The organism is Ruminococcus hominis, from assembly GCF_014287355.1.
Lineage (GTDB): Bacteria > Bacillota > Clostridia > Lachnospirales > Lachnospiraceae > Schaedlerella > Schaedlerella hominis.
Genome location: NZ_JACOPE010000001.1, coordinates 186,409 through 212,282, shown reverse-complemented (window position 1 = coordinate 212,282; position 25,874 = coordinate 186,409). Strand labels below are relative to the sequence as shown.

General features: G+C 39.3%; 25 protein-coding genes and 1 pseudogene. 10 read left to right on the top strand and 16 right to left on the bottom strand.

All coding sequences use genetic code 11. From position 1 onward, the window contains the following. From H8S40_RS00895 to H8S40_RS00875, 5 genes and pseudogenes are all read right to left on the bottom strand, one after another. The gene (locus tag H8S40_RS00895; RefSeq protein WP_207723242.1) at positions 1-702 is read right to left on the bottom strand and encodes a lantibiotic protection ABC transporter ATP-binding protein; all 702 of its coding nucleotides are present in this window, start codon (positions 700-702) and stop codon (positions 1-3) included. 147 nt (positions 703-849) lie between these two features. Further along, positions 850-951, bottom strand: a pseudogene (locus H8S40_RS16510) (antirestriction protein ArdA); the annotation flags it as partial. 316 nt (positions 952-1,267) lie between these two features. Beyond that, the gene (locus tag H8S40_RS00885; protein WP_055061723.1) at positions 1,268-1,591 is read right to left on the bottom strand and encodes a hypothetical protein; all 324 of its coding nucleotides are present in this window, start codon (positions 1,589-1,591) and stop codon (positions 1,268-1,270) included. A gap of 1 nt (position 1,592) precedes the next feature. Then, the gene (locus H8S40_RS00880; protein ID WP_186864320.1) at positions 1,593-1,796 is read right to left on the bottom strand and encodes a helix-turn-helix transcriptional regulator; all 204 of its coding nucleotides are present in this window, start codon (positions 1,794-1,796) and stop codon (positions 1,593-1,595) included. A gap of 311 nt (positions 1,797-2,107) precedes the next feature. Beyond that, positions 2,108-3,793: a recombinase family protein gene (locus H8S40_RS00875; RefSeq protein WP_118725392.1), complete on the bottom strand. Its 1,686-nt coding sequence runs from the start codon at positions 3,791-3,793 to the stop codon at positions 2,108-2,110. A 294-nt stretch (positions 3,794-4,087) separates the two neighbouring features. Here H8S40_RS00875 and H8S40_RS00870 point away from each other — a divergent pair, with 294 nt between their 5' ends. Together H8S40_RS00870 and H8S40_RS00865 are read left to right on the top strand one after the other, a co-directional pair. Continuing rightward, entirely contained in the window at positions 4,088-4,273 is a 186-nt protein-coding gene (locus H8S40_RS00870; protein WP_117636859.1) for a hypothetical protein, read from the top strand. Beyond that, a complete protein-coding gene (locus tag H8S40_RS00865; RefSeq protein WP_117636858.1) occupies positions 4,266-4,874 on the top strand; it encodes a GNAT family acetyltransferase in 609 nt (202 codons plus the stop codon). Before H8S40_RS00870 ends, H8S40_RS00865 begins: the two co-directional genes overlap by 8 nt. A gap of 40 nt (positions 4,875-4,914) precedes the next feature. On the opposite strand, the gene H8S40_RS16260 is transcribed toward H8S40_RS00865, so the two are convergent. After that, positions 4,915-5,049, bottom strand: coding sequence for a hypothetical protein (locus tag H8S40_RS16260; RefSeq protein ID WP_255646893.1), 135 nt, complete (start codon positions 5,047-5,049; stop codon positions 4,915-4,917). Between the two features lie 202 nt (positions 5,050-5,251). Here H8S40_RS16260 and H8S40_RS00860 point away from each other — a divergent pair, with 202 nt between their 5' ends. Then, positions 5,252-7,561 (top strand): tetratricopeptide repeat protein, encoded by a 2,310-nt coding sequence (locus tag H8S40_RS00860; protein WP_330603360.1) that lies wholly within the window; start codon positions 5,252-5,254, stop codon positions 7,559-7,561. A gap of 336 nt (positions 7,562-7,897) precedes the next feature. Here the strand turns inward: H8S40_RS00860 and H8S40_RS00855 are convergent, their stop codons facing one another. The 6 genes from H8S40_RS00855 to H8S40_RS00830 form a co-directional block, all read right to left on the bottom strand. Next, positions 7,898-8,857 carry an ATP-binding cassette domain-containing protein gene (locus H8S40_RS00855; protein WP_226817998.1) on the bottom strand — a complete coding sequence of 320 codons (960 nt, stop codon included), beginning with the start codon at positions 8,855-8,857 and terminating at the stop codon, positions 7,898-7,900. Then, positions 8,851-9,051, bottom strand: coding sequence for a hypothetical protein (locus H8S40_RS15970; protein ID WP_240577903.1), 201 nt, complete (start codon positions 9,049-9,051; stop codon positions 8,851-8,853). The genes H8S40_RS00855 and H8S40_RS15970 overlap by 7 nt, the downstream gene beginning before the upstream one ends. A gap of 300 nt (positions 9,052-9,351) precedes the next feature. Then, positions 9,352-10,872: a DUF6034 family protein gene (locus H8S40_RS00845; RefSeq protein ID WP_117636856.1), complete on the bottom strand. Its 1,521-nt coding sequence runs from the start codon at positions 10,870-10,872 to the stop codon at positions 9,352-9,354. Positions 10,873-10,945: 73 nt separating this feature from the next. Next, positions 10,946-11,587, bottom strand: coding sequence for an ABC transporter ATP-binding protein (locus tag H8S40_RS00840; RefSeq protein WP_009245407.1), 642 nt, complete (start codon positions 11,585-11,587; stop codon positions 10,946-10,948). A gap of 12 nt (positions 11,588-11,599) precedes the next feature. Then, positions 11,600-12,493 carry a hypothetical protein gene (locus H8S40_RS00835; protein ID WP_005428264.1) on the bottom strand — a complete coding sequence of 298 codons (894 nt, stop codon included), beginning with the start codon at positions 12,491-12,493 and terminating at the stop codon, positions 11,600-11,602. Further along, positions 12,486-13,241: a hypothetical protein gene (locus H8S40_RS00830; protein WP_005428267.1), complete on the bottom strand. Its 756-nt coding sequence runs from the start codon at positions 13,239-13,241 to the stop codon at positions 12,486-12,488. The genes H8S40_RS00835 and H8S40_RS00830 overlap by 8 nt, the downstream gene beginning before the upstream one ends. 351 nt (positions 13,242-13,592) lie before the next feature. On the opposite strand from H8S40_RS00830, the gene H8S40_RS00825 reads away from it, so the two are divergent. The 6 genes from H8S40_RS00825 to mobQ all read left to right on the top strand — a co-directional run bounded on the left by H8S40_RS00825 (position 13,593) and on the right by mobQ (position 18,914). Next, on the top strand, positions 13,593-14,696 hold the full coding sequence (locus H8S40_RS00825) for a ParM/StbA family protein (RefSeq protein WP_436286257.1): 1,104 nt from the start codon (positions 13,593-13,595) through the stop codon (positions 14,694-14,696). Positions 14,697-14,699: 3 nt separating this feature from the next. Then, the gene (locus tag H8S40_RS00820; protein WP_005428271.1) at positions 14,700-15,083 is read left to right on the top strand and encodes a hypothetical protein; all 384 of its coding nucleotides are present in this window, start codon (positions 14,700-14,702) and stop codon (positions 15,081-15,083) included. A 24-nt stretch (positions 15,084-15,107) separates the two neighbouring features. Beyond that, positions 15,108-15,824 carry a replication initiator protein A gene (locus tag H8S40_RS00815; protein WP_005428274.1) on the top strand — a complete coding sequence of 239 codons (717 nt, stop codon included), beginning with the start codon at positions 15,108-15,110 and terminating at the stop codon, positions 15,822-15,824. Then, entirely contained in the window at positions 15,821-16,678 is an 858-nt protein-coding gene (locus tag H8S40_RS00810) for an ATP-binding protein (RefSeq protein ID WP_005428275.1), read from the top strand. The genes H8S40_RS00815 and H8S40_RS00810 overlap by 4 nt, the downstream gene beginning before the upstream one ends. A 169-nt stretch (positions 16,679-16,847) precedes the next feature. After that, a complete protein-coding gene (locus H8S40_RS00805; RefSeq protein WP_005428277.1) occupies positions 16,848-17,069 on the top strand; it encodes a hypothetical protein in 222 nt (73 codons plus the stop codon). Positions 17,070-17,204: 135 nt separating this feature from the next. After that, entirely contained in the window at positions 17,205-18,914 is a 1,710-nt protein-coding gene (mobQ, locus tag H8S40_RS00800; RefSeq protein WP_117996605.1) for a MobQ family relaxase, read from the top strand. A 79-nt stretch (positions 18,915-18,993) separates the two neighbouring features. Here the strand turns inward: mobQ and H8S40_RS00795 are convergent, their stop codons facing one another. The 4 genes from H8S40_RS00795 to H8S40_RS00780 are packed head-to-tail and all read right to left on the bottom strand — an operon-like array spanning position 18,994 to position 23,354. Further along, positions 18,994-19,365: a TnpV protein gene (locus tag H8S40_RS00795; RefSeq protein ID WP_117636582.1), complete on the bottom strand. Its 372-nt coding sequence runs from the start codon at positions 19,363-19,365 to the stop codon at positions 18,994-18,996. Between the two features lie 31 nt (positions 19,366-19,396). Next, positions 19,397-21,064: a 23S rRNA (uracil(1939)-C(5))-methyltransferase RlmD gene (rlmD, locus tag H8S40_RS00790; RefSeq protein WP_366482107.1), complete on the bottom strand. Its 1,668-nt coding sequence runs from the start codon at positions 21,062-21,064 to the stop codon at positions 19,397-19,399. Further along, positions 21,061-22,020 (bottom strand): 3'-5' exoribonuclease YhaM family protein, encoded by a 960-nt coding sequence (locus H8S40_RS00785; protein ID WP_118724919.1) that lies wholly within the window; start codon positions 22,018-22,020, stop codon positions 21,061-21,063. The genes rlmD and H8S40_RS00785 overlap by 4 nt, the downstream gene beginning before the upstream one ends. Before the next feature lie 17 nt (positions 22,021-22,037). Continuing rightward, positions 22,038-23,354, bottom strand: a complete 1,317-nt coding sequence (locus H8S40_RS00780) for a S1C family serine protease (RefSeq protein WP_186864319.1) — start codon at positions 23,352-23,354, stop codon at positions 22,038-22,040. Between the two features lie 143 nt (positions 23,355-23,497). Here H8S40_RS00780 and H8S40_RS00775 point away from each other — a divergent pair, with 143 nt between their 5' ends. After that, positions 23,498-25,873 carry an endonuclease MutS2 gene (locus tag H8S40_RS00775; RefSeq protein ID WP_186864318.1) on the top strand — a complete coding sequence of 792 codons (2,376 nt, stop codon included), beginning with the start codon at positions 23,498-23,500 and terminating at the stop codon, positions 25,871-25,873. The last annotated feature ends 1 nt before the right edge of the window (position 25,874 follow it).

Sequence of the window (25,874 nt, the reverse complement as noted above, 5' to 3'; positions counted from 1 at the left end):
TTATCGTTCCTCCTGTGATTTCCTTACAACTTCTACAAACAGATTTTCTAAATTTTCATCTTTATTCATCTGTCCTTCATATCCTAAAATACCATTTGAAATGATACCAATATCATCAGCGATAAGCTGAACCTCTGATAGAATATGACTGGATAGAATAACAGTAATCCCTTTAGAGGGAAAAGAACGAATAAGAGAACGTAATTCTTGTATGCCGATAGGGTCTAATCCATTTGTCGGCTCATCTAAAATCAACAATTTGGGACTATTCAACAAAGCGATAGCTATTCCCAAACGTTGTTTCATTCCCATTGAAAATTGTCCAGCTTTTTTCCTTCCTGTATTTTGCAAATCTACCATTTTTAAAACTTTATCTATTCGGGTTTTAGGAGTATTTAGTAATTTTGCACGGACTTCTAAATTTTCTACTGCGGAAAGATTTTCATAAAGTGGAGGAGTTTCAATCAAAGCTCCTATCTGTTCTAAATCTTTTCTGTTCCATTCATGTCCATTAAAAAGAACTTTACCGCTAGTAGGACGGAGCATACCCGTAATCATTTTCAAAGTGGTAGATTTTCCAGCACCATTTGGACCGAGTAGCCCATATATTGAATTTTCACGGACAGTTATAGATACATTATTCACTGCCTTTTGCTTTTTGAAATCTTTACATAGATTATTTGTTTTTAAAATTGCTTTCATAATTGTTCATACCCTTTCCTTATTTTTTAGTTAAAGTATAAAAAGCAAAATTAAAGATTTTATGAAGATTTCAAAATATTATATTTTAATCTAGCCGTAGCGTGTAACTTGCAATAAATGCAAAATAAAGCTACGGCATTTTTTGATTTCTTCAAACTCGGCAACATCTATCGGTAGGTCGAACCAGTATGATGTTGTTTCTTTGCCAGTTGTTCCTCTCGTTTCCACCAGCACCCTTGTTTCCTGCATTGTTCCTCACGTCCTTTCTGTTGTTCCATCACATCTTTTAAGCTCTGGTACGACATACCAAACACATACTTTGAAAAATCTTCTAACTGTTTTATATCATAATTCGTAAGCGGTAATCGCTTCATTTCATGCCACACTTTACGCTTGTAAGAGGGCAGGTTAGAAATATAATCACAGCCGACGTTTGCCTGCATATCCTTAAAAATATCGCTCATTTCATCACTCCAATCTGATTTTAGGTAAGAAAAAAGCAGTCAATCCTAAGACTAACTGCTTTGTGTATAGGTGTATAAAATTATCATATTTTCCTAATGATTTATAACTGTTTATCAAAATACATAATTGCAATCAATTCAAGCAAATTACGCAAACCAATAAAAAGTTCTCCAAAAAGAATTACTCGGTCAAGTGTAAACATAATTTGAATATCTATAAATAATGGTACTGATGTTGCAATCGCTAATAATATAATCAATGTCCAATTTGCTATATTAGCAGACTGATTTGCTTTTAGCTGTATCGTCAACCAGCGTTCATCACCCTTATATTCAACTTGCTTTTTTGCTTTCAATATATAAAGCCACAACGTTGCTCCTAATGCTAAAACAAGAAAAATCAAGATAATAATTTGCTCATTCATACTATTTGTCCTCCCTATGCTCGAAAACTTCATCAATAGAAACACCAAATACTTCTGCAATTTTAAATGCCAATTCTAATGACGGAGTATATTTATATTTTTCTATTGATATAACTGCTTGTCGTGAAATTCCAACTTTTTCAGCTAAATCTGCTTGTGTCCAGTCCCTTTCAGCACGTAAAACTTTAATACTGTTCCATATCAAAGTTATCGCTCCTCTCCAAAATATAATGTACTGATTACTTTTAATGTAATGTACTCATTACATTTTGTCAACACAAGAATACATATAGAATTATGATTTAAAGCAAATTTTCAATTTTTATTTTTTTAATTTCTGTTCTAACATTCATAATTGATAATCCCTTAAACATAAGAATTAGTTTGTTGTATCTCCACACTCTATATCAACAACTACTGAAACATTGATATAGTTTTTTATCTCTCTATTTCTGATTTTATCGCCCTCGCTCGTAAAGACTATATGCTTAAAAAAGTGCCTAAAATTAAGGATTTCTACATAGTTCGTCTTTGTAGCAACACACAAGTCTCAACGGTACTTTCGTTGTCCCAACAAAGTTCCTGTGTTTCCCTGTCTCCAAAATACACCGGAAAACGGAACTTTATGTGCTTCAGGAATCTGCCATCCGGCTGCTCCTGATCGTAAATGTCCACACGTTCTACAAAGCTGTTGAGAAATTCTTTCTTCTCCAAGTCGGTGAACTTATCATATAGTTTATCAAAATATAAAAGGAATTGATAGACGTTTTCTTCTGATATTTTCTGCTGCTGGATATTCAGCAAACGCTTTTTAACTTCTTCTATGCTATTTTCCACGCCTTCAATTTCATCATACAGCCGATATAACCTTGTCTCCATATCCTGATATTTCTTTTCATAAAATTTGTCCATGATATCCAGGTTATCCATCTGTTGGCCTAGCCTTGCCTTTGCTCCTGTCAACTGCCTATGCTGTTTTTCCAAATTTTCGATTTCTCTTTCAATTTCATCTGTGTCAATCCTTGAACCGATTTTTTTTCGGATCGCTTCTTCAAATTTGGGATTCTGTACCAGTTTCCGGATAACCTCTTCAACTGCATTATTGACCTTATCCTCGCTCCATTGCTTATGGTAATCACATCTGTGACCATTCATTAAACGACGGTGTTTGCAGGCATAATAAAAATAATCCTTATACAAAGTTCCATCTTTCTTTTTCTTTCGGTTCACATTTCCATACATTCCACTTCCACATAGCGGACATTTCAAGATTCCGGATAAAATATGTTCATGATCTAAGCTATGGATTTTCTCATATTTCACTCCATTTTTTACCCTTTTCTGATGTGCCAGTTCCCAATCTGTCTCTGAGATAATCCCTTCATGAATACCATCATATAACATATAATTCTCCTGTTTTACAATACGGTATTCATTTCGTGTTCCAGCAACCTTTTCATTCTTTCTTCGTCCGTAAGCCAGTTTTCCACAGTAAACCGGATTGTCCAAAACACCTTTTATAAAAGAAGCGGCAAATGCATCCAGTGTATTATTCTGTCTCTTTTTCTTTTTATATCCATGCTGATTCAGCCATATGGCGATCGCAGCAATTCCCATATTCGTATGAATAAATTTATCATAAATCAGACGTATGACCTCTGCTTCATCCTCTGCAATCTGTAATTCTCCATTTACCAGTTCATAGCCATATGGAGCAAATCCACCGTTCCATTTCCCTTCTCTGGCTTTCTGTTTACGTCCCTCCATTGTCTGGACAAGGATATTTTCCCTTTCAATCTCTGCCACCGCAGACAGAACGGAAATCATCAGCTTTCCACTATCTTTGGAGCTGTCAATCCCATCCTCAACACAAATCAGATTCACTCCAAAATCCTGCATTCTTTGCAGAGAGTTTAACACATCTGCCGCATTACGGCCAAATCTGGAAAGTTTGAATACCAGTACAAACTGTATCTCATCTGTGCCATTCTCTATATTATCCAGCATTCTCTGAAATTCAGGTCTTCCCTCCACGCTTTTTCCAGATTTACCTTCATCTGAATACTCATTTACGATTTCCATATTTTGAAATTCTGCATAACGCCTTAATTTTTCTTTCTGAGCATCCAGACTGTATCCATCTACCTGCATGGTTGTGGATACTCTGGTATAGATATTACATTTAATTTTTATATTCTTCATAGTCTTTTCCTCTATATAGTAACTCCGCTTTATTGTCCCAACTTTATTTTAGTACTTATTCCAATTCTTTTCAATACTTATTTTCCATGTTGACGCATTTCTCTGTCACTTGTATAATTAAATTAGATATAGAGAATATCTGTTATCAAAATATCGTCCACTTACCGGAAGCATCTAATAAATATCCGGCTTGAAAATTATTTAGAAATTATTTCAGTTTTTGATATTGTGTTTTCATCACACATTGCATATACTATAAATACACAAAAAGCCAGAAATAGAGGAGGTGTTAGTATGGCTACTTCAAGTATTACTCATAATTTTGTCGTATCCAATCCAAATAGTGTAAAGCGTTTTGTCGCAGCGATTGACGAAGCCGATCGTGACCGCACACCAAAGCAGGCACTTCCCGGACGTCAGTTAACAAACCCACAGGAAATCTTAGCTTTAATGTCAAAAAGGAAGAAAAAACATGTCTGATAAATATTTTACCGTTAATATTCGGGCATATTTGGATAAAGACGAACCGACATATATCGGAGAGGAAAGTCTTTACGACTTGCTCTCCGATTTTTCTTGTCCCCAAAATCCCGATGTGGAATACTTTTTATTACATAATGCGGTTGAGTTTACCAAAAAAGATCAATCTATCACTTATCTGGTATTCGATGCCGAAGATGCTTCACTGGTCGGCTATTTTTCTCTTACAGTAAAGCCAATATCTGTCCGGGCTTCAAATATCAGTAAGACGATGGCAAAGAAGCTGTCCCGTGTCAGTATTCTGGATGAAGAAACACAGTCTTACAACACAGCAGCTTACCTGATTGCACAGTTAGGAAAGAACTATTCTCTACCAAAGGAAAAACGAATCCCTGGAAACATCCTGCTGGGATTTGCACTGGAAACCATATCCGGTCTCAAATATTCCGTAGGCGGCGTTATGGAATTTCTTGAATGCGAAGATAATGAATTTCTTCTGAGCTTTTATACACAAAATCATTTCAAGCCATTTGATACCCGTATTACCGCTTCCCAGAACAATGAACCTCACACTCTATATCAGCTTTTGAAATTCATCTGAAAACACATAAAAAGCGGCAGTCTGATTTACATTTAGTATTTCAGGAAACTGCCGCTTCTTTTTCTTCTTTATTCTGTTTTTCTTCCTCCAACTCCCGGAGGACTTCATCGCCGTACTTATCAATCATCCGTACCAGAAAATCAATGCACCGCTCAAATTCAATATTCTGTTGCATAAGCTCCTCCTGTCATTGTTTTAATCTGAGCTTATTTTACAGAATTTCTTCATAAACAACATTGAACCGGAATTGACCGTAAATTGAGAAAATCATGTAACGAAAATCTCTATTTATCTTGAACCGAATATATGTTCGTGGTATGATATACTTATTCAAACCTGTTCACTTAATTTAATCTATAGAAAAGAGGAAATGCCTATTGGATCGTTGTGATTTTAGTTCGATAATGACATATTTAAAAAACCAAATCAGTGAAAGCAATCAGATGAGCCAGCCTGAATTTTTATATGAAATATTTGAAGATTTTTTAGACAGTCCTGAAAACAAAGAATTTACTTTGGATAATGGTCTGGTTTGCCGCTGGATGACAGGCCAGGCGAAAATCAGTCCCAAAATATCTTCTTTTTATGCAAGACCAAGCAATCAGGAAAAACTGGCGAAAACTATACACCAAAATATTGTCCCCTTAATGGCTGACTGCGACAAAGCACTTCAGGATATTTATACCTTATTTATCCATGATTCTTCAATTTCTGAGGCCAAAAAAGCAGAGCTTACCTCTCTATACAAACCTGCCAATTTACGTCTGCTGTTTCTGGCAAAGCTAATTTCTTTTGGTATGGAACGCCCGTTTATTAAACGTGATACCAAAAACCAGAAATTGATCGCAGGTGGTTCCCTCTCACCAATGGTACTGGATTATATTATGGATAGTGAAGTCCCAAGACCATGCCGCCATTTTGTAGGGAGAGAAGATGAAACAACAGAATTACATTCCCTTCTGGAAGATAATAGCAAAGTATTTCTTTACGGAATTGCCGGAATCGGGAAAAGCGAACTGGCAAAATCCTATGCAAAGTACTATAAAAAGCATTACACAAACATCCTGTATTTTGAATATGCCGGAGATTTACATCAATCTGTTACGGATATGGATTTTGCTGATGATTTACCTGAAGATGCCGAAGAAGAACGTTTCCGAAAACACAACCGTTTCCTTCGTTCTTTGAAAGATGATACTTTAATCATCATAGACAACTTCAATGCAACCGCAACACAGGACTCCTTTTTGTCCGTAATGTTAAAATACCGCTGCCGGATTCTTTTTACAACAAGAAGCAAATTCGATAGTTACTGTACCCTGCACTTAAAAGAGATTAAAGAATCATCCAGCCTGTTTCAACTGGTATCTTCCTTTTATTCGGAAGCCGAAGAACATCGGTCACTTGTAGATGAAATCATCGCAACCGTTCATCGTCATACTTTCGCCGTAGAATTAGCAGCAAAGCTTCTGGAAAACGGAATTTTAGCTCCGCAGCAATTACTAGAAAAGCTTCAAAGAGAAAAGGCTTCTCTCGAAAATGAGGACAAAATCAAAGCCTTCAAAGACGGACAGAGCAGTAATGCAACCTACTATTACCATATTCACACCCTATTTTCCCTCTATTCTCTCTCCCAGGAACAAAGGGGAATCATGCGTAATCTGTGCTTTCTTCCTTCTGGTGGTATCTCTGCACGGCTTTGGGCTGAATGGCTTCAATTAAGAAATTTAAATGATATCAACGATCTGATTGAGACAGGTTTTGTACAGTCAAGTCTCCGGCATACTATTTCTCTACATCCACTGATTCAGGAAATTGCCGTTTCCGAGACCGCACCTTCTATTACAAGCTGCCACACGTTATTGGATTCTCTGCGAAAAATATGTTTAATGCATGGCATTGAAGTTAGCTATTATAAAAAATTATTTCAGACAGCAGAAAATATCATCCAATTCATTGAAAAGGATGATATTCCCCAATACCTGTTATTTTTAGAAGATGTTTTTCCATATATGGAGAAGTACCGCTATCAAAAGGGCATGAAAAAAATTGTCCAAGAACTACAGCATTTTGTAAAAGCAAGTACTTACGGGACTGCCTCTGACCGTGCCTTACTATTGGATTATCAGGCAACTCTGGAACCCCAAACAGAAAAAGCGATAAAATTAGAAAAAGAAGCACTTGCTCAAATAAAAGAAATCACAAAAGAAAATGCCCACCTTGTTTCCAACCTCTATTCCAATCTTGGAGGACTTTACCGAACAAACGGACAGCTTGATCTGGCTAAAAAACACATGAAAATGGGTATCTCTCTTTTAGAACAATACCAGCTTCTTTATACTAATGACAGCATTCCCCAGATTAATAATTATGCTGTCCTCTTAATTGAAATACAAGAACCTGACCTTGCCCTGTCTGCTCTTCAGAAATTAGCACAGATTATCAAAGAATATAATTCAAACCACTGTTTGGATTATGCCCAGGTACAGGAATCCCTTGGAAGTATCTGCCTGATCACTGCAAATATTTCGCAAGCGAAAACCCATTTTAAAAAAGCCTTGAAAATTTATGAGGATATATGGGCAGACGAACCCGAATTGATTGAAGAAAAATATCAAGCAATTCAAGAATTGTATCCACAAGCTGGAATTGCTCTGGCAAAAAGTATTCTTCTCACCAAGCACTAACGGTTCCTACAAACACTTGTAAAATATATTGCCTCAATAATGTAAACGCCTAGTTTTGAGATACACTCCAAGACTAGGCGCTTGTCCATTTCCATTTTTTCTTAGACATGGAGCGTTTACATAAGGATCACTTTTCTTTTTTTGACACTTTTCGCTCCTCCTATCTCAAATTTTTTATAGTCTAGGTATATTGCCTTCATCAATGCCTGAGAACTTGTAAATATGCTCCTCTGCTTGTTCAATCTGCGATACATTACAATCATCTCGTCATCAACCTACTGTTTGATACAATATGTCAAATGCATAGTGGCTCAGTTCTATTAGAAATTTATATCTCTAACTCCGCACCAATTCTAAAATTCCTTTTGAAAGGCGATATACTTTATCAACACTTTCCAGTTCTTTATACTTATGCGTAATAAAAACGATAGTCTTATTTTTTAATTCACTATGTAATAACTCACGTAAAGCTTCATTTGATTCAACATCAAATCCTTCTGTAGCCTCATCCATAAGTAAAATGTCTGCATTTTTCAGCAGAGCCCTAGCTACAGCTATCTTTTGTCTTTCTCCTCCAGAAAGTTTTGCACCATCTTGTCCAATTTTTTGTCCAAATCCATGATCCAATTTTTCAATAAAACCTAAAGCACCACTTTTTCTACATGCTTCAACAACTGCATCTCTTGACGCCTTTCCATCGATATTAACATTCTCCTCTATAGTCCCTTGGAATAGATATGGCCTTTGGCTTATAACCGCAATTCTATTTCTCATATCTTGTATATCCATCAATTCCACAGGAGCTCCATACAATTTTATTATTCCTTTTTGTGGCCGGTAGAATCCCGCCAAAAGGTTCAAAAGTGTTGATTTGCCACTTCCATTTTCTCCTACGATCGCAATTCGTTCCCCTTTTTTTACACATAGTGAAATACCATTTAAAATAGGGTGTCCTGGTTCATAACCAAAGACAAGATTTTTTACTTCAAAAACCATATCCCTATCTTGATAAATTTTCTCAGGTTTCATTTCACATAATTTCATTTCCAATTCTTCCGGTTGTCCCCATAACTCAAAAAGACGTTTTGCCGATGGCTCAATTTGCGCAAAATAATATTTAATGTTTATCAATGCTGAAATTGGATTTACAACATATGCACTATATGTAATAAAAGCAAATGCTCCGCCTATAGTGAATTCTCCTTTTATTATAAAAAGCCCACTTAATATATATAATAACGCATTTACAACCGTGTCTATTACTACAACACTGACAGTACTATATTCATCTAGCATGCCTTACTACTTTCAAATATTTCTTCCTCTTGATTCAAAAGAATAATATCAGGTTCATAAGCTATATATACTGTATAAAGGATATCGTTCAATGACTCATTGGAATCGTCATAATATTCTAAAGGAATTACATTTTCATCTAAAGGATTTTTCTGCAGATTTATTGCGTAATAACCGTTCTGACTAAGTCCCATAATTCTATATCACTACATATGCTTGTGATAATTCCGACGCATACAGCGCCATGGAATGATTTATCGTCTTTATACTCACTTGGATCGCATTTAGAAGCCAAAAAAGATTTATGAACAATCCTTTGATTCCTGTTATTTCTCATATGATAAGGTATACCGTTATCAATCAATGCGAGCTTAATCATTTGCACTATTCCTATTCTTACCTGTTATATATCCAAGCCAAATATCGCATATTTATTATTCTCATGATAAACCTTGTAATTCTATGGTCAATAAAAATTCAAGTGTCGCTGAACCCTAATATGCTTCTCCAATCACACTGCCATCATAAGCATTGATCACATAAGAAAGCTCCTGTAGAGAATTTCCACCAATACTTTCCCTGACAGTAAAAATCCATGCTGGAACCAACCATGCGTGTTTCGGCTCCTGATAGGCTGTGGTATAAGTATACTGCAATTTTGCGTTTACCACATCATACTCCAGTGCGGTAGTGTCGTTGGCAGACTGGCCTTTTCCGGAATACCAATAAAAAATCTGATCTGTCAGCTTTGCCTGTATTTTTTCAAAAGGCAGAAGCTTTGTATTTTCCGTCACCGTACAGACTTCTTCCGATATCCCATCCCATTTAAAATATTTAATTCCTTCCTCTGTTATCAGAATAGAGATTGTTTCTACCTGGAACGGAGGCACATAACTATCCACTGTTTCTTCCGCAACCACGCCATCAGGAACTGAAGTAATACCCTCTACACTTTTCGAAAAACAATACAGATATCCCGGTAATCCTCTATCCAGATCTCCCTGCCACAAAGCATCACTACCAAGTCCCAGACCATTGCGCTCTGAACATGCGCCATTCGGGAACCACACGGTACGATCAGAATCTACAAGGCCCATTCCATCGATACCTAAATCCTCTAAAACTTGTTCTGCCTGTTCCTTTCCATCTTCCTCTGTAAAGGTGATCTTGTCCATGCACTTTCGATACGCATCTGCCAGTTCATGAAATTTCTCTGTATAGCCGTTGGTATCCATGCCAAAGCTACTGTAATACTCACTCTGCATTTCCTCAGTTTCTATTGTTTCTTCTTCTATAAAATTAGAACCCTCCATCCAGAGAAAACTACTGTCATTGTCAATTTCCTGATTATACCGCTCTGCTTCTATATATGCCTTCCTGTCCTCGCCCACATCTGCAGTAAAATAATCCTCTGTATCTGTGTTTTCCAATTCAGTACTCATCCAACTCCGTGCCGCTTCCACACCGTGATCCTCTGTTTTTTTTTGAAATTTTATCTCCATCTTTTCCGGTGCAGACGCTTCATCCGGTGCAAGCTCCATCCCCTCTCGGGTTGCGTTTTGAATCCCTGCAATCGATGTAGAATATGCTGATTGCAAGTAACTTCCTTCCTTGCTGGAAATCCTGTCTAACACTTCCTGATACGCATCCTTTGTCACCATCTGTGGCATATATAGTTCCTCACCGTCCGTAAAATAATCAATCAATCCATTCAGTTCTTCCTGCGTTAACTCGTGATTTTGCATCTCTATGACTGGAAGATTGCCAATGCTTTGTTCGGCCAACTTAATATCTGCCTGGATAACCACACGGTCGTTGCTTTTCTTTTCTTCAAATTTCCAATGCGTTGGAACATTTGTCTCTCTCTTTTCTCCTTTTTTAAGAGGTTCACAGACAGCCGCCTCGCTAATCCCATCCACTTTGCTGACTACCGAACTCTCCTCTGGTGTTTCCTGACAGCTGGAAAGAATAATACACAACGCACCTACCATAATTGCTAAAACACTTTTTTTCATTTTTCCTCCATATATCTTATAGAATTGTCGCTTTTTCACGAAACTTCAATTATAAACTCTTTCCCCCGTATTTTTATTTTATCTGCGTCAGGACACCTGCATCCATCTCACAGATCGTATCGCAGAGCCATTCGATCTCCAGCATGTTATGTGCTGCGATAAGAATAGTCTTCCCTCGTTCCTTTAATCCCCGCAAAAGCTCGCAGACCTCTCCTGCCCCCTGCTTGTCCAGACCATTAAAAGGCTCGTCCAATATCAAAAGCTCCGGATCTTCCATGATTGCCTGTGCGATACCAAGACGTTCACGCATTCCAAGAGAATACTGTCCTACCTTCTTTTTAGACAGAGGATCAAGCCCTAGGGCACGCATCGTCGCCCTCACATCGTCATCGGAAATACGGTGTTTCAGAGACGCCAGTCTCTTTAAATTCGCAAAACCGCTGAGATCCAGAAAGAAGCCAGGGTTTTCAATGATAATGCCTACGGAATCTGGAAAGTCCAGCTCCTTCCCGATCTGTTTTCCCCCTACGAGCACTGTGCCGCTCTCAGGTTGTAAAAATCCACAGATGCATTTAAACATTACGGTTTTCCCTGAACCGTTAAACCCCATAATCCCATGAATCTTCCCTTTTTCAAAATCATGGGTAATGTTCTTTAATACTTTTTCTTTTTGAAAGGATTTTGTCAGTCCCTTCAACCTGATTGCATATTCCATTTTGCCCTCCATTTATTCGTTTGTCTGCGTAAAAGAGAAATTATAGCCCTTAATTCGGACGGCTGACAAGCCGATCAGCGCTATGATTAATATTGCAAATATGAACATGCTCATCCCGATCCCTGGCAGGTAATCATAACCAAAGCTGTGCATGGGAAAGGTAGCTTGGTTCAACGGAGACAGCCAGCCGCAGAACACGTTCGCCCTATATTCCTGACTTTCTGTAAAATGAAACAGTTTCCGGAAAACATCTGGGTTCAGCAGGAGCCCATACAGACTGACTGCAAAAGCACCGATCACCCCTGCCATATTTCCCGCAGCCAGATTTAAAAACAACATGAGAACTGCGATAAAAAGAGTATATAAAAGTACAAGTCCAAACACTATTGCTGCGCACATATAAGGAGTTGAGCTTTCCATTGTTTTTATGGAAACAGGAACGGTTATGCTCTCCCCACCGCCATAGCCCAACATTGCCGCTGTTTCGCTCCACACATTTCCCGTAAAGGAAAAGGGAGCTCCCATAATTCCAAGCATCACAGCCAAAAAAATATTATAGATCACAGTCGCCAGGATCACATAGATAATCTGACCCGCAAGCCATATCTTCCGTTTTGTGCGTACAAGCCAATACGGAGTTGCCTGACTGATAAATGGCATGTCCGCAAAGAGCAGGATTAAAAGCAGGGAGGACAGCATAACAGAGGATGCATCCCCATATGTCCAAATAAACGGCTCGAATACCTGAAGGATTGTCTCATATTTTATCGCATGGGAAATAATCTGATCCGACAGCATCAGACATAATATAGCTGCCAAAATAAAGGTCATCCAGATCCTCGGACTTTTTTTCCATCCATAGAAATTCTGGCCTGCAATCCAAAAAGCCTGTTTAATATCACGCATACCGCAACCTTCTTTCTATTGCGCACATAAAGATCAGTGCCGTTAAAAAACTTCCAACCGCTAATATAGCAATGCAGAAGATATCATTGTAGTAAATAGACGCCGCCCAATAGCGGGGACTCAGAAAGAATGCTTTTTGATAGTAACGCTCCTGAAATACGGTCAGGACATAATAAAGAATAAAAGGAACGGCATAGGACATATAGCGATTTTTTGTTATGACAGCCGACGTACCGCCAATTAGCGCCCAAAAAGCGCCATTTAAAAACAATCTCAGAAAGCTTACCGCCGTTCTGCCCACAAGCACTGCCATCTCATAATTTCCGTCAATCAGAGAAGGATACTGACCGAACCTCAGTATACAGATTACAAGAAGGAACACCATGGCTAAAAAAGCTGTCAAACCTCCGGAGACCAACAATCCTGCTGCTTTTCCTACGAGATACTGTTTTCTCCCTGAACGGATATAACTGAACAGAAAAAAACGACTGTGCAGCTCAGCCTCCGTATTCTCTCCACCCGCAAAAGCAACAGCAATGGGAACAAACAGAAGCATATTAACGCTGTTCATACAATAGGTGTATGCTACGAACCAGCCTGGTCCTTCTGCAGATCCGCCTGCATTTATGATCTTCTGCAACATCTCATGCTCAGACATCAGGGTAGCCGAAACGATTAGAAAAATCCCCAAAATAAAGCGAATGCTTCGAATATTGTTTTTTATGTCCGTTGCCAACACATTTCTCATACGCTTTTCTCCTCACTTCAAACAGCTATAGACTTGATTTTTTTATTTTTATAAAATCCTAGTTTTTTGCAATAATATCACTATTTGTATAAAACTACACTCCTTATCAAACAACAGTTAAGGACTTGCAAAAACTGTTGTTCCTACTGAAAGCATTGCAACAGCTGTAAAAATTGATAATATTTTAAATTTTCTATTATTCTAAGTTCTACAAATACATAAGCCGCCAGTTAAGTACGATTAGTTTTATTATAATTCAATAAATTCCATCCAACTTTCCACGTTTTATTGTACAATTTTACCATTTATATAATAACATGTCAACATTTAATGAACGTTTATAACAAAAAAATGCAGGGCTATAAAAAACTAAAGAAATTGCTCTATTTTACAAAATTATATCCTATTTTTCAATTCCAACTCAATTTTCCCTCAATGTCTTTTTCCTCCAACTTTCGTATGCTTATCTCACAGCAAAGCAGTACCACACCGGTACAGCCTGCTGAATTAATCAATACGAAAATGGAGGTGTTTTTTATGCGAGAACTCAGAAACACAAAAATCATTGCTGTAGATCACGGCTACGGCAACATGAAAACAGCAAATACCGTCACACCAACCGGAATCAAAGCCTATGAAACAGAACCCATCTTCACCGGGAATATTCTGGAATATAACGGCATTTACTACCGGATTGGCGAAGGACACAAAGAATTTATCCCAGATAAAGCTATGGACGAAGAATATTATCTTCTAACTCTCATGGCGATTGCAAGGGAACTGAATGTCTTTTCCATCCGTGAAGCAGACGTTCATCTGGCTGCCGGGCTTCCTCTGACATGGATCAGAAACCAGAGAGAAGATTTCCGTTCCTATCTGCTCCAGAATCCAGAAGTCCATTACCGATTTAACAGCAAAGAGTATCATCTCCGTTTTGTGGGATGCAGCCTTTACCCGCAGGGATATCCGGCTATCGTAAACCGACTTGGAGATTTCAAGGGGACAAATCTTCTTGCAGATATCGGCAACGGAACCATGAACATTCTGTATATCAATAATAAGAAAGCACAGGAAAGCCGGTGCTGGACAGAAAAGTTTGGCGTAAACCAATGCATGATTGCCGCTAAAAACGCTGTTCTGGACAACTTCGGAGTAAAGATTGAAGAATCTACCGTAGAGCAGATTCTGCGGTTTGGAACCGCTGACATTTCAGCGTCTTATCTGGATTGTATTACTGCTGTTGCCAGACAGTATGTCACAGATATTTTTGCCACGCTCCGCAAATATGAATACAATCCTGGCCTGATGCGCCTGTATGTGGTCGGAGGCGGTGGATGCCTGATCCGTAACTTTGGAGCGTATGACAAATCACGAGTTACCATCCTTGATGATATCTGTGCCACTGCCAAAGGTTATGAATCTCTGGCTTATATGAGCCTGAAAAGGAGGGGATAAGCCATGCAGAACCATATCCGCAACACAAACCTGCGATTTAATCTGGACAAAGACCAGCAGCGGAGAGCCTGGGAATATTTACAGACGATGGACAGACAGAATTTTAAATCTTACAGCCAGGTAATCTCCCTTGCACTGGTCGATTATTTTGACCGCTACTACCGCACTCAGGCTGATCCCTATCTGGAAACAAGGGAACGGGAAGAACTTTTTGTGAAACAGATTGTAGAAGCAGTAGAACACAGCCTGAAACAGTCATTGCCGATTTTTCTGTCCGGGCTGACTGCAGGCATGTTGGAAAGGGAATCCCCCATCAGGATGCCCTTTCCAGCTCCTGAAAAAGAACAGCCGGATCGTGATATAGACTGGGATTTTCTTGGAGAATAAACCATTGTGATTGGAGGTGAACACATGACGGACTTTCTGACAGCAGACACAAGCCTGCCATCTTATATGATGTTTCCCCGTTTTCTTCTGGACATGGAAATAAACGAAACTGCCAAAATGCTTTATATGATCCTGCTCGACCGTGCAAGGCTTTCCCAGAAAAATGAGGGCTGGTCAGATACAAATGGTCATGTGTTCCTCTACTTTACGATTGAAGCACTGGCAGAAGTTCTCCACAAAAGCCAGATGACGGTGAAAACTGCTCTGGCAGTACTGGAAAAACAAGAGCTTATCTTCCGAAAACGGCAGGGACCCGGACACCCTAATCGGATCTATGTAAAAATCCCGAAAGAAACCCTCAGCAATACAGACAGAATTCTTTCCTCAAGACAGACAGAAAACTGTCCTATTGACAGACAGGATTCTTTCCCTGATACAGACAGAAAACTGTCCAGTAATAAGAAAGAGATAAAAAAGAACCATTTAACAATAAGAGGGAGTAAAGAGCCACGCTCACCCTATGGAACATTTCAAAATGTTTTTCTGTCAGAGACGGAGCTGGAAAATATCCGGCAGACAATCCCTGACTGGCAGGACTATATGGAACGCTTATCCGGTTATATGGCTTCTACCGGAAAGCAATACCAAAACCATGCAGCTACCATCATCCGTTGGGCAAGACAGGATCATCCTGTTTCCCGGCAACGAAATTATGAAAGTGAGGAATACGAAACATTATGACAACATTTACAGAAAAACCAACAGCTATCACACCAAACAGAGAGCTTCAGTCTGATGAATATTTTAACGAAACAAATCACCTGATCTACTGTTCCAAATGCAATACGCCAAGACAGTGCAGGCATGAATTACAGGGAAAGGTTCTTATTCCTTCCATCCGCTGTAAGTGCCAGCAGGAGATCTTTGAACAGGAGGAAGCCCAGAGAAAACTTCATGAAAAGCAAATGGAAATAGAGCATCTCAAAACCAGCGGCTTACAGGACAAATCACTTTATGACTACACCTTTGCCAAAGATAACGGCAGCAATCCGGAAATGAAACTTGCACACAATTATGTAAGTAACTGGGAAGAGATGAAAGCAAACGCTTCCGGACTTCTCATCTGGGGCGATGTCGGTACTGGAAAATCTTTCTTTGCAGGCTGCATTGCCAATGCCCTTCTGGAAAAAGGCGTCCCGGTACTGATGACCAACTTTTCCCGGATTCTGAATACCCTTACCGGAATGCATTTTGAAGACAGGAATCAGTTCATCCACAGCTTAAACCGCTACAGCCTTCTGATCATTGATGACCTCGGAATTGAACGGAACTCTGACTTTGCACTGGAACAGGTATTCAATGTGATTGACAGCCGTTACCGCAGTAAAAAGCCCCTGATCATAACAACCAATCTCACTTTATCAGAGCTGAATAACGCCGCTGATATCGCACACAAGCGAATTTATGACCGGATTCTGGAGAGATGTGTTCCCATCCGTATCAATAACCGGAATATCCGTCAGGACAATGCAACAGCTAATTTAAAAAAAACGAAAAAAATTCTGTTAGATAATCACACTTCAAACCAGAGTTGAAACAAAGCAGCATCGCACAATAACTATTTTTCACTGACAGTAGTACTACTTTCTTTTCTTATTTATCACCAGAGACATGCCACTGTCAGTTATCTAAAACTATAGTACTAAACCACAAGATTTTAAAACTAAATCGCCCGGATACGGGCATAAAAAGGAGGTGCCAGATATGGCAAATAAAAGAATTATGACACCAGAAGAAAAAGTGCTTTTACAGGCAAAACACAGACTGGAAGAAATCGAAGCAAGAAACCGTAAAAAGGAACGTAATGCCAGAACACGCAGATTGATTCAAGAAGGAGCGATTCTGGAAAGCATTGCTCCACATATTAAAGAAATGGATTTAGATACCCTAAAGCGGGAGCTGATGCTCCGGCTAAGAGGAATGTAAATACACAAGTTCTACTCCCAAAGGGCGCACTTACTCACCACCCGATAAATCGGGCGGTGGTATCCCCTACGGGGCTCGTGCGCTCTGCCGAGGGCTATCCGCTGTTGCAGGCAACATCGAAAGGAGGTGCCAGATATGGCAATTTATCATATGCAAGCCAAGGTCGTCAGCCGTGGTTCCGGGCGGTCTGCTGTCGCTGCATCTGCTTATATGAGCTGTAGCCGCATATACAATGATTACGATGGCATCCAGCATGACTACACCCGAAAACATGGACTGATCTATCAGGAAGTAATGCTTCCCCCTATGGCTCCGCCTAAATGGAAAAACCGGGAGCAACTCTGGAATGCTGTAGAAGCTGCTGAAAAAACAAAAGACAGCCGACTGGCAAGAGAATTTGTTGTCGCACTCCCTATTGAGTTGGATAAAGACAGCAATATTTCTCTTCTTCAGAATTTTATTCAAAAGAATTTTGTAGATATGGGAATGTGTGCCGATTTCGCCATTCACGATACAGATGGTCACAATCCCCATGCACACATTCTACTTACTGTCCGTCCATTAAACGAAAACGGAACATGGCAGTATAAAACCGAAAAAGAATATCTATGCATCAAAGATGGAGAGGAAAAGGGATTTACTGCTTCTGAATTTAAGGATGCTCAGAAAGAGGGCTGGGAAAAACAGTATCGTTATAAAGCTGGGAAAAAGAAAGTATATCTGACTCCCTCGGCAGCACAGGAGAAAGGTTATGAACGTATCGACAAACATCCAAAAAGCACCCGGTATGGCAGACAAAACCCGATTTCCGAACAATGGAACAGTGAGGAACAGCTCTGCCTCTGGAGAGCAAACTGGGCAGATGCCGTAAATAAAATGCTTGCCCTTAATCAGATAAATGCCGCCATTGATCACCGCAGTTTTGCAGCTCAGGGAATCACAGAACAGCCAACCATCCATGAGGGCTACATTGCCCAGAATATGGAAAAGAAAGGCATGATAGCAGACCGGTGTGAAATCAACCGTCAGATTCGTGCAGATAACAAAATGCTTCGGGAATTAAAAGCACAGGTGAAAAAATTTGCCCAAGCTGTCGAAAAATCTATTCCGGTAATTGCAGAAACATTAGAAGCAATCCGAAATCATATGATTTTTACACAATATCATTTACTTCATAATGAAATGCAAAAAGAAGTGATCCATGACTGGATGCAGCATTTTCGTCCTATCCTGAATCAATATGATACCATTAAGAAAAAGCTCAAAGCGAAAGTTACTGAAAAGAAAGAACTAAATGTGCAAAAAAGTAAAACCAGTATTCTAAATCCATTCCAGCATATAAAGTTAAATCAGCAGCTTACAACCGTAACAGAAGAAATCGAGGAACTGAAATCTGTCAAAGAACAGCTGCTGTTTCAGGCTGAATGCTCCACAGAGAAAGATATGGCGAGCCTTTCCAGAAAATACGACCAGATGGATAAGAATCTGGATATTCTCGATTCTCAAGATATGTCTCTCAAAGGGCAGCTTAAAAAAGATGCTGTCGCTTTCCAAGAGGAAAAATTCCGTCCTGACCCGGAGCAATACACTGAATTACTGGATGCCAGAATCCAGATACGACCTACTTTCCGAGATAAACTGATTGAGCAGCTCAAAGGTACTTTTGGTGAATATTATGACTATCACCGTCGTGATATTGCAGCTAATGAAGTAGATTATCTCAATGTTGAAGATCCTGATGTTTTCTCCCATCGTGCCTGGGAACTTGAATATCAGAGAAAACAAGAGATGCGACGAAATCAGCCTGTCCGAACTAAGAAAAAATCACATGATATAGAATTGTAATTTGATTCTTCTTTGAACCCGTACAAACACAAAGAGCTGAACAAATAGGATTTTTCGTCCTACCTGTTCAGCTCTTTGTCTACCTGTAAATCAATTCTTTCAACACAATCTCTTCCGCCGCATTTCGGATATTATTTACCGTTCCTACCCAAGCCATCTGGTCACAGGCTTTCGTTTCTTCTGTAATACCTTGCCTCTTCATCATCTGACACACCAGAATATCCATCCTCTCCTGTGCTTCATCGTCCACAGCATTCAGATGTTCCACCAGTCTGTCCTCCAATATATACAGTGAATATATTGCCGGACGATGCTCTTTCAAATACGTTTTTCGTATCATTCCATATTTTCCATAATACGGTTCTTCATCTGTACTGACAAGATTCGGATAGTAAATTCCGTCTGCGCCAAGTGTGTAGGTTCCACCCATTTTTTCAAATGTGCTTTTCATGTGTTATTCCTCCTTGAAATCAGCGATGCCCTTAGATCATCGCAAAATATTCCAGGGCAGCCTTGATAGCTTCTTCCTTCTCTTTCGGGCATTGTGGAACTCTTGCATTTTCTGATTTTGGAAGATTATAGTTTTCTCCCACTTCAATTCCACATTTGCGTTTTACCTGAGAAATATATAAACTTGAAACCTTCAAGCCAAATTCTTTCAGCACATAATCTTTGATTTCCTGATAGGTTGCTTTCAACTCGGCACTGGTGGCATCCAGCTCGTCCAGGTCTAAGTCGATCTCTATCGTGTCATCTGGTTTTTGTTGGGACAAAAGAACAACTGTCTCTATATGCACCGACATCGGAAATTGATCTACCGCCCTGACTCTCTCCAGGCAATATCCTCTCTCACAAAGAATCTTCAAATCTCTTGCCAATGTCGCCGAATCACAGCTTACATAGACAATTTTATCCGGCTGCATCTCTGTCATCGTATGCAACAATATCTCATCACATCCTTTACGTGGCGGATCTACCACAATAACATCTGCATGAGCTCTTTCTCCGTCATGTGTTTTTGCATATTCTTCATAGTATTTTGGCAAAATTTCTTCTGCTTTTCCAACATAAAATTCTGCATTTTCAAATCCGTTGATTGCTGCATTTCTCTTAGCATCTTCAATGGCCTGTGGAATAATTTCAACTCCGTAAACCTTTTTTGCTTTCTGTGCTAAAAATAATGAAATCGTTCCAATTCCACAGTACAGATCCCAAACTGTCTCATTCCCTTTTAAATCCGCATATTCCAATGCAAGCCCATACAATTTATCTGTCTGTACAGGATTAACCTGGTAAAATGACAATGGAGAAATCTGATATTTTACATCCCCGATGTAGTCTGTAATATATCCTTGTCCCCAAATTATTTCATAAGAATCACCCATGATTACATTTGTTCTTTTTGTATTGGAACTAAATGTAATACTTGTCATTCCTTCCAGTTCTCGCAATGTTTCTACAAGTTCTTCAACATGTGGAATGTGTTTTCCATTAATTACATAACAAACCATGATTTCTTTTGTTGTAAATCCATATCGGATAAGAGCATGACGAATCAGACCTTTTCCTGTATTCTCATCGTATGACGGAATCTGATATTTTTTCATAAACGAAAGGGTCTTCTCCAATATTTCTTTATTGACTGCCACTCCAAGTGCACAGTCCGTATTTGCTATAATATCATGTGTTCTGCCCGCATAGAATCCTGTAATGGGATTCCCCTCTTTATCTGTTCCGAATGGAAATTGGGCTTTGTTTCGATAGTGAAACGGCTCTTCCATTCCGACAACCGGCTCCATGATTTTTTCTAAAAGTTCTGGAGAAAATCCACCGATTCTCTCCAGATTACCACGTACTTTATTATGTTTAAATTGAAGCTGCTGCTCATACGACATTTCCTGAATCTGACATCCGCCACATTTTCTGGCAAATGTACAGACTGGTGTCACACGATCTTTCGATGGTGTGATGATCTTCATCAGTCTTGCGTAGCCATAATTTTTTTTGGCTTTCATAACCTTCGCTTCTACTACATCGCCAATTACAGCATCTTTAATAAATAATGTATATCCGTCTACTTTTCCGATTCCTTCACCATTGACACCAATGTCTTCAATGGTTACAATCGCAGTTTCATTTTTCTGCATCATGATTTGCTTTCCTCACTCAATGATGTTTTTCTAAGATTTGATTCAAACAGACGATTATATCCCAACCAGTCTGTTCCTGATTTATCTTTGAAAATCTCCTTCAATGTCTGCATCTTTGCATCTGCATTATCTGCCAGATTCAGTGCCACAGCTTCTGCCAGTGCCGGTTTCTTTGGTGAACCATATTCTAATTCTCCATGGTGTGCTACGATGCAGTGTTTCCATTCATTTGCCAGTTTTTCCGGAAAATCCGGAATTGTACGGATTGCCTCCCCTATCATCTCAACTCCTATCACAATATGTCCAACGAGCTGTCCGATGTCTGTATAATCATTGTCTGGGAAATTTGACAGTTCTTTCGTCTTTCCAATATCATGACAAACTGCTGATGCATACAATAAGTCTGCATTTAAAATATCATATGCATTTACAAAGTATTCGCACATCTTAGTCACGCTCAAAGTATGCTCCAAAAGCCCTCCTGCAAATCCATGATGAACTGTCTTTGCTGCTGAATGTCCTTTAAAGGATTTGATAAATGCTTCGTCTTTTACAAAATAGTATTCTACAGCCTGTCGTAAATATGGATTGGAAATTTTACGAATATAACCCAGTAATTCCTCATACATACCATCTACACTTTTTTCTGAAGTCGGCATGTAGTCTCCCGGATTATATTCATCTTCACTTGCAATACGAAGCTGTTTGATATTTAACTGTAAATTATTGTTATATGTAATTACATCTCCGACAACTTCAACAAAGTCCTTCTCGTCGTAATCTGCAATCCCCTGTGAGTTCGGATCCCATATCTTTCCGTCCAACGTACCTGTCTTATCCTGTAAGATAAGATTATCATATGGTTTTCCGTTTCTTGTCTCGGCTGAGCGTTTTCCTTTACACAGATAAATACTTCTGATCGTTTCACCCTCATGCAGCTCTTTAATATATTTCATTATTATTTCCTCTTTCTCTATTCTTTACTTCCTATCGTGACATTATATGTCACTTCTACATACCCATTACTTCCACGGCGTTGTCCACAGACTTTTATTGTTTCACCCACGGTACACTTTTCAATCGCTTTTGTATATGATGCTGTTCCTGTCACGGTCATTCCTTTAATTTCCTGAATAATATCTCCATGCTGGATTCCCGCATCCATCGCCGGAGAATCTGACTGTACATTCGTAATATATACTCCGATTGGTATGTTCTGCTGTTCTGAAATTTCTTCTGTCACAGCATTTCCATACGCTCCCAGATATGGTACACTTTCTCCGTTTAACATCATCTCAAGCACTTCCTTCAAATCTGAAATCGCAAGTGCATTTGCTGTCCTGCTTCCTGTGTCCTTCAATACATCACTTCGGATCAGCCCTAATACTTCTCCTTTTAGATTCACAAGAATCCCTGTACCGCCTTCGGCTAAAGAAATATTTGTACTGAGCACCTGACACTGGCTGTCATCAAATACCGCCTCCTGTGATTTGGAACTGATCATACCATAGCTTAAGCCATCATCATAGCCAAATATGTATCCGAGTGCAATAACAACCTGTCCTCTTTTGCAAGTATTTGAATTGCCAAATGTGGCTACTTCGATTCCCTTTTGTGTCGCATCGGAAACATTTTTCTTATCTATGCTAAACACTGCAATATTTCTATTCTTGTCTTGCTTTTTTAATGCCGCATCAGATTCTTCCTTCCCGTTAAATGTCACTTTCCAATGCGTTGCTTCTTTACAGATCAAAGCGTCTGTTAAAACAAGTATTTCCCTCGAATTTTCACCTACGATCACTCCTGAAGATTGTCTCAGATTCATAGTCTCTGTTGTCCAGTCCCCTTTTTCGGTCGCTTGAACTATTACAACACTTTTTTCTGCTTTCTCTGCTATAGAATACATGCTGTCCAACATTTCTTCATAGTGTTCTGCCGCAGTCTCGGTACTAAGCTGTGAATCATCTGCATCGTCTTGTGAATCATCGTCTTGTGCTGTATCTCCATCCTCAACAGGTATCGTTACCTTTGTCTCATCGTGATAAAATATCTCTTCTGCCCATGGTTTGAGCGCAAAAAAACTACAGCAGGCAAAAATCCCGAAAATTATACCATACAATATATTCCGTATATATTGCATAACTCGGCTTTTCCCGCTCTTCTTTTTTGTCTTTACAGTCTCTTGAAGAAAAGAAAAGTTTTCTCCTGCTTCTTTTTGACTTTTCCTTGTATCTTTTTTCTCGTCAGCACTTGAATTGTCACTGTTTTTTTCTTTCTGTTCCTTCGACATACGCTGCAGTCTCCTTTACCAAATCAGTATAACGTATTCCTGCGGATTGTTCAATATTATCCTTTCCAATGGATTGTAAATAAGATATAATGAGGATTGGTAAAATAGTATTTTAATTAATATTTTTATAAAAAGGATAGATTATGAATCAGAAAACATTAACCAAATTAGAATATCATAAAATTATTGCCATGTTGGAAGAACAGGCATCTTCCTTCCGTGGCAGACAGCTTTGTCGTAAACTGAAGCCGATGACTAATCTGGATAAGATTAATACGTCTCAGGAACAGACTGCTGCCGCATTTACCAGACTGATTAAAAAAGGGCGTATTTCTTTCAGCGATGCCGCTCCTGTGGAAGAGTCCATGAAACGTCTGGAGGTTGGCGCAGCTCTCGGAAGCGGCGAATTACTCCGCATTCTCAAGCTTCTTCAAACAGCCGGACGTGTCAAAGCATATGGCCGTCATGACACACAAGATGAACTTACTGATTGTCTGGATGCCTATTTTGAACAACTAGAGCCTCTGACTCTTTTGGCAAATGAGATTGAGCGCTGTATCATCAGCGAAGATGAAATCAGCGATGATGCCAGCAGCACACTGAAGCACATCCGACGTAATATCAATAATATGAATGACAAAGTGCATGCTACCTTAACAAATCTTGTAAATGGTTCTCTTAGAACTTATTTGCAGGACCCGATTATCACAATGCGCGGAGATCGTTATTGTCTGCCGGTCAAAGCAGAATGCCGTGGAAATGTACAGGGTATGATCCACGATCAGTCTTCTACGGGTTCTACTTTATTTATCGAACCTATGGCTGTTGTGAAATTAAATAATGATCTGAAGGAATTATATGCGAAAGAACAGGAAGAAATCCAGGTGATCCTGGCTCGTCTAAGCGAGGATACTGCAGAATATATCGAAGAGATTCGAACAGACTATCGCTCTTTAACTGACTTAGACTTCATTTTTGCAAGAGGACGTCTTGCATTGGAAATGAACGGAAGCCGCCCGCTTTTTAACACCGAAGGACGTATTTATATCCGTGAGGGACGTCATCCGCTACTGGATGCACGTAAAGTTGTTCCAATTACAATTTCTCTCGGAAAGGATTTTACACTATTAATTGTAACCGGACCAAACACCGGTGGTAAGACGGTGTCTCTTAAAACTGTGGGATTACTGACATTGATGGGACAGGCAGGACTTCATATCCCAGCCGGCGACCATTCCGAACTGGCTGTATTTCATCAGGTTTATGCTGATATCGGAGACGAACAGAGTATCGAACAAAGTTTAAGTACATTTTCTTCTCATATGACGAATATCGTTTCCTTTTTGCAGGATGTAGATGAGAATTCTCTTGTTCTTTTCGATGAGTTAGGTGCCGGAACTGACCCGACAGAGGGAGCTGCCCTCGCCACTGCCATTCTCTCATATTTACACAAGCGTGGAATCCGGGCAATGGCTACTACACATTACAGTGAATTAAAAGTGTATGCATTATCTACTCCGGGCGTTGAAAATGCCTGTTGTGAATTTGATGTAGAAAGTCTGAAGCCAACCTATCGTTTATTAATCGGTATCCCTGGTAAGAGTAATGCTTTCGCAATTTCCAGCAAGCTTGGAATTCCGGATTATATTATTGAAGATGCGAAAAAACGACTGACTGAACAGGACGTCTCTTTTGAAGACATGATGACTGATCTTGAGACAAGCAAACGTACAATTGAAAAAGAACGTGAAGAAATTGCTGCATATAAACGTGAGATTGAAGCTTTAAAGATGCAGACTCGACAAAAACAAGATAAACTGGATGAACAAAGGGAACGTATCTTACGAGAAGCAAATGAAAAAGCAAACGCTATTTTGCGTGATGCCAAAGATGTTGCCGACGAAACGATTAAGAATTTCCGTAAATTTGGAAAGGAAAATATTTCTGCGGCTGATATGGAAAAGGAACGTGAACGACTTCGCAAAAAAATCAAAGACACTTCTGCTGCATCTACAATCAAAGCACAGAAGCCGAAAAAAGCTTATAAGCCATCCGATTTTAAGCTTGGTGAATCTGTTAAGGTTCTCAGTATGAATCTGACAGGAACAATCAGTTCTAAACCTGATTCTCGTGGAAATGTAACTGTACAGATGGGTATCTTACGTTCTCAGGTAAATATTTCTGACCTGGAAATTATCGAGGATGTGAATCCATACAGTCCAAAAGCAATGAAGCGAACTTCGAAGGGTAAAATCAAAATGAGTAAATCACTTTCTGTAAGTCCAGAGATTAATTTACTTGGAAAAACTGTCGATGAAGCCGTTTCCGAATTGGATAAATATCTGGATGATGCACTTCTCTCTCATCTGAACAGCGTCCGTGTCGTACATGGAAAAGGAACCGGTGCTTTGAGAAAGGGAATTCATGAATACTTACGCCGTCAGAAACACGTCAAGTCTTATCGACTTGCTGAATACGGCGAAGGTGATGCCGGTGTTACTATTGTAGAATTGAAATAAG